This is a genomic window from Mycolicibacter senuensis (assembly GCF_003284925.1).
GTDB lineage: Bacteria > Actinomycetota > Actinomycetes > Mycobacteriales > Mycobacteriaceae > Mycobacterium > Mycobacterium algericum_A.
This window is the reverse complement of record NZ_QMEX01000210.1, coordinates 1-4,447: the sequence shown is the minus strand read 5'-3', so window position 1 is coordinate 4,447 and position 4,447 is coordinate 1. Positions and strand designations below refer to the sequence as shown.

Sequence of the window (4,447 nt, the reverse complement as noted above, 5' to 3'; positions counted from 1 at the left end):
GGGCCGGGACCGCATCGACGGCGCCGACGCCGCCTACGTCTGCCGCGGCCCGGTGTGCGACCGGCCGGTGACCAGTGCCGCGGAGCTGGCTGCGGCACTCGAGGTGCCCGCGGGTCCGGCTTCCGGTGTAACCTGCGGCACATGACGAGCGCACCCGAGCGGGCCCAGGCCATCACCGAAACCGTCCACCGCTACATCGAGTTGGTTGGCGGCGGGACCGCGGATGATCTGGTCGCGCTATACGCCTCCGATGCCACCCTTGAGGACCCGGTCGGCGGCGAGGTGCACATCGGTCACCAGGCCATCGGCAACTTCTACTCGGCCATCACCGGCCTGCAACGCGAGAGCGAACTGGTGACGCTGCGGGTCGCCGGCAACGAGGCGGCGTTCCACTTCGCGCTGACCATCACCAATGGCGACCACCGGATGCGCATCGAGCCGATCGACGTGATGGTGTTCGACGGTGACGGCAAGATCGCCGGGATGAAGGCCTACTGGTCGGCGGAGAACATCACCCAGCTGTAGGCGCGGGCCTACGACAGTGCCGCGAACCAGATCGCGATGTACTGACAGATCGCCGCCACGGCGGTGCAGGCGTGGAAGAACTCGTGGTAGCCGAACGTCTGCGGCCACGGGTCCGGCCACTTCAGCGCGTACATGATCGCGCCGACGCTGTAGAGCATCCCGCCGACGGTCAGCAGCACCATTGCTGCCACCCCGGCGTTGTGCAGGATCGTCGCGATGAAAAACGCTGACACCCAGCCCAACAGCAGATAAAGCGGCACCCCCACCCACTTCGGGGCCGTCGGCCAGCACAACTTGAGCACCACCCCGGCCAGTGCGCCGCCCCACACGATGGTCATCACCAGCCGCTCCTGGGCGCCGTGGTCCATCGCCAGCAGCGCGAACGGGGTGTAGGTGCCGGCGATGAAGATGAAGATCATCGCGTGGTCGAGCCGCTTCATCCGGATCCGGGCCGACACCGATTTCCAGGTCACCCGGTGATAGGTGGCGCTGACGGCGAACATGCCCACGACCGAGATGGTGTAGGCCAGCGTCGCCAGGCCCGCTTCGAGGCCGGCCAGCGGCCAGGTCACCCCGATCAGCGCTGCCCCGGCGATGACTGCCACGACCGCCGACACCAGGTGAATCCATCCGCGTGCCCGCGGCCGGGTGTGCGCCACCAGGACTTCCGCGGGCAGATCGCCGGGGTTGGGCTCGGCGACGGTGTCGGTGTGTGTGCTCATGAACCTTTCCTCCAGCGGATTCCCGGATGCGATTCGCGGCAAGTACTGCCGATCACAGTAGTCTGGGTTTTTGTGGCGATCATCCCCGCGCGCCTGAAAGAACCGCTGTACCGGATCTACGAGCTGCGCCTCCGGCAGGGGCTCGCGGCCTCCCGGTCGGCGCTGCCACGCCACATCGCCGTGCTCTGTGACGGCAACCGGCGGTGGGCTCGCGATGCCGGCTACGAGGACGTCAGCTACGGCTACCGGATGGGCGCGGCCAAGATCGCCGAGATGCTGCGTTGGTGCGCCGACGCCGGCATCGAGATGGCCACCGTCTACCTGCTGTCCACCGAGAACCTGCAACGCGACCCGGCCGAGCTCGCCGCGCTGATCGAGATCATTACCGACGTGGTGGAGGAGATCTGCGCCCCCGCGAACTGCTGGAGCGTGCGAACCGTCGGCGACCTGGAGCTGCTGGGTGAAGAGCCCGCCCGCCGACTGCGTGAGGCCGTAGAGAGCACGGCGAGCACAGCAAGGACCGCGAGTCCGGACGGCGGGGCCTACCGCCTTCATGTCAATGTCGCCGTCGGCTACGGCGGCCGCCAGGAGATCGTCGACGCCGTGCGCGGCCTGCTCGGAAAGGAACTGGCCAACGGGGCCACCGCCGAGGAGCTCGTCGACGCCGTGACCGTCGAGGGCATCTCGGAGAATCTGTACACCTCCGGCCAGCCGGACCCGGATCTGGTGATCCGCACCTCCGGGGAGCAGCGGCTGTCCGGCTTTTTGCTGTGGCAGAGCGCCTACTCGGAGATGTGGTTCACCGAGGCGCACTGGCCGGCGTTCCGCCGGGTCGATTTCCTGCGCGCGTTGCGCGACTACAGCGTGCGGCACCGGCGGTTCGGGCGGTAATCGGCGTGATCGTGCTGTCGGCGTTGGTGTTCACCCTGAGTTGGTGGCTCGGGATGTACCTGCTGGCACGCGACCCGCGCAAGCCCGTGCTGGTGCATGCCGCCATCGGGTTGTGCGGTTTCGCGGCCGTGGTCGCCGCCGACGCGGTGCGCGCAGTGTGGCAGCCGGTGCTGCTGGGCAAGCTGGAGATCTACCTGGCCGTGCTGCCCGGGGTGGCGTGGTTCGCGGTGCTGCTGGAACTGGCCCGCCCCTGCGACCGCTGGTCGGGCCGCGGCCGCGACATGGTGCTCATCGGCCTGGTCGCCGCCGCCGCACTGGTCGGTGCGGCGTGGGCCGGCAGCGTCGACGGCCCGCTGCGCGCCGGCCACTGGCTGCTGTTCGCGGTGATCTCGCTGTCAACGCTGGGGGCGATGATCAAAGCGGTGACCCGGCCCTCGCAACCCGGCTCGGTGCTCGGCGTGGTGATCGTGGCGACGCTGTTCTTCGCGCTCGCCAACGCGATCCTGATCATCCCGCTGGGGGTGATCCCCAGCGGGATCGCGCTGGCCAGCACCGGCGTCGACGTCCTGCTGCTCGGTCTGGCGGTGGCGCTGTGGGACGCCTTCGACGAGGGCCAGGCGCTGCGGCTGGACATGCTGCGCTCGTTTCTGGCCGCCACCGCGATGGCCGGGTTGCTGGGCGGCCAGTTGCTGATCGGGCTGATGCTGACGCGCGACGAGCCCACCGCCCAGACCACGCTGACGGTGCTGCTGTTCACCACCATCGCGATCGCGATCGAGGTTCAGGTGTTCGTCGACCGGCTTGCCCGGCTCTGGGACCGGCTGGCGTTCTGGCGGTCTCCGACCCTGCGCGCCGACCGCGCCGCGCTACGCGACACCGAGGCGGCGCTGGCGCTGCGCTCCACCGGCCCGCTCGACGACGTCGATGAGGAGACCTTCGTCCGGCTGACCCGACGGGCGTTGGCCCACTACGGCGACCTGTCGAAACTCGTCGCCAGCCCACTGACGGCGCTGCCGACCATCGACGAACGATTGGCGGCCCGCGGTGCGCCGGACGCGCCGCTGGAACGAGCCAATGAACTCAAGGCACTGCTGGCCGACCGTATCGCCGCGCTCAAGCCGCGCGAGGGCGGCGAGTTCGGCACCACCGAAGAGTGGCGCTACTACAACGCCCTGTACTTCCCCTACGTGGTCGGGGTGCGCGCCTACGCGCAGAACGCCACCGCGGCCGGGCTGGATCCGACCGCCCGGCAGGCCTGGCAGTGGTTGGTCACCGAAGTGCCGCAGCGATCACTGCACAACTGGCAGAACGCCGGCGCCCGGGTGATCGCCGCCGACCTGCGCGGCCGCATGGCGGTGTCGTCAGGGCTCTGACCTGCGGGTGGCAGTGCTTGGCAGTTTCCCGGGTCGAAGTGGCAGTGGCCGGCGAGCAATGTCGGGGGTGTTCTCAGACGTCTCCCGGACGTCCCAGCCTGCCGCGAAGGGAGTTCACCATGACCGCCGTCACCACCCCGGTCCTGTCCGACTCGACCGACTCACTGCTGCGCTTCGCGCTGCGCGCCGATGCCGTCACCACCGGTGTCATCGGCCTGGCCGGTGTGTTCGCCGCCCGCCCGATGGCGGCCCTGACCGGCCTCACCGCGGTCCAGGAATACGCGGTTGCCGCGTTCTGCCTGCTCTACGGTGTGGCCGTGTACTTCCTGTCCGCGCTACCGGATCTGCGTCGGGCGGGAATCGGCGTGCTGGCGGCCAATGTGGTGTGCACCGTCGCGGCCATCGCGGTCCTCGAGACCGGTGTGCTGCCGTTGACCGGATACGGCGTCGCGGCGCTGCTGGCCAGTGCTGTCTACACCGCATCGTTCGCCCTCGCGCAGTACCGCGGGCTGCGCCGGCTGCGCTGACTCGCCGCCACTTGAGCGTGTCGCCCCGGCCGCCACCGTCTACAGTTCTGTCCCATGATGTGGCGGCTGGCGGCGATGACGCTGATCCCCGTGACCCTGATATTCGCCGCTGCGCCGGCCCAGGCCGACGAGAAGAGCTACCTCGCCTACCTCGAGTCGCACGGCTTCAAGTACCAGAACACCCCCGGGCTGAACTCGTCCTCCGGCGCGGTGAAATTCGGCGAGATCATCTGCCAGAACCTGCGGCGGGGCCGGCCCGCCAAGGACCGGTTCGGCAAGTCGATCGCCGACGGGATCCCCAAGGTCGTGATCGACGCGGCGCAGAACGAGATGTGCCCCGAGACATTGGCCACCGCCACCCCGAAGCCGACACCGGTGCCGCCGCCGGGTGCTCCCGAACCCCCGCCGC

General features: G+C 69.4%; 7 protein-coding genes. 6 read left to right on the top strand and 1 reads right to left on the bottom strand.

Features of this window, described 5'->3' with window-relative positions:
- A partial coding sequence (locus tag DQP56_RS25425) for a hypothetical protein (protein WP_234825795.1) occupies positions 1 to 145 on the top strand: 145 nt, incomplete at its 5' end.
- On the top strand, positions 142 to 525 hold the full coding sequence (locus DQP56_RS22750; RefSeq protein ID WP_112689272.1) for a nuclear transport factor 2 family protein: 384 nt from the start codon (positions 142 to 144) through the stop codon (positions 523 to 525). The genes DQP56_RS25425 and DQP56_RS22750, both read left to right, overlap by 4 nt.
- Positions 526 to 533: 8 nt before the next feature.
- On the opposite strand, the gene trhA is transcribed toward DQP56_RS22750, so the two are convergent.
- Positions 534 to 1,247: a PAQR family membrane homeostasis protein TrhA gene (gene trhA / locus DQP56_RS22745; protein WP_112689270.1), complete on the bottom strand. Its 714-nt coding sequence runs from the start codon at positions 1,245 to 1,247 to the stop codon at positions 534 to 536.
- Between the two features lie 72 nt (positions 1,248 to 1,319).
- On the opposite strand from trhA, the gene DQP56_RS22740 reads away from it, so the two are divergent.
- From DQP56_RS22740 to DQP56_RS22725, 4 genes are all read left to right on the top strand, one after another.
- The gene (locus DQP56_RS22740) at positions 1,320 to 2,138 is read left to right on the top strand and encodes a (2Z,6E)-farnesyl diphosphate synthase (RefSeq protein WP_112689268.1); all 819 of its coding nucleotides are present in this window, start codon (positions 1,320 to 1,322) and stop codon (positions 2,136 to 2,138) included.
- A gap of 5 nt (positions 2,139 to 2,143) precedes the next feature.
- On the top strand, positions 2,144 to 3,511 hold the full coding sequence (locus DQP56_RS22735) for a hypothetical protein (RefSeq protein ID WP_112689266.1): 1,368 nt from the start codon (positions 2,144 to 2,146) through the stop codon (positions 3,509 to 3,511).
- A gap of 119 nt (positions 3,512 to 3,630) precedes the next feature.
- On the top strand, positions 3,631 to 4,038 hold the full coding sequence (locus DQP56_RS22730) for a hypothetical protein (RefSeq protein WP_112689264.1): 408 nt from the start codon (positions 3,631 to 3,633) through the stop codon (positions 4,036 to 4,038).
- A gap of 54 nt (positions 4,039 to 4,092) precedes the next feature.
- Positions 4,093 to 4,447 (top strand): DUF732 domain-containing protein (locus DQP56_RS22725; RefSeq protein WP_133259009.1); only part of this gene is annotated, 355 nt, incomplete at its 3' end.

What these genes read in the sequence shown, in the direction of transcription:
- DQP56_RS22730 (WP_112689264.1), top strand. Translation starts at nt 3,631, where the DNA reads ATGACCGCCGTCACCACCCCGGTCCTGTCCGACTCGACCGACTCACTG.
- trhA (WP_112689270.1), bottom strand. Translation starts at nt 1,247, where the DNA reads ATGAGCACACACACCGACACCGTCGCCGAGCCCAACCCCGGCGATCTG.
- DQP56_RS22750 (WP_112689272.1), top strand. Translation starts at nt 142, where the DNA reads ATGACGAGCGCACCCGAGCGGGCCCAGGCCATCACCGAAACCGTCCAC.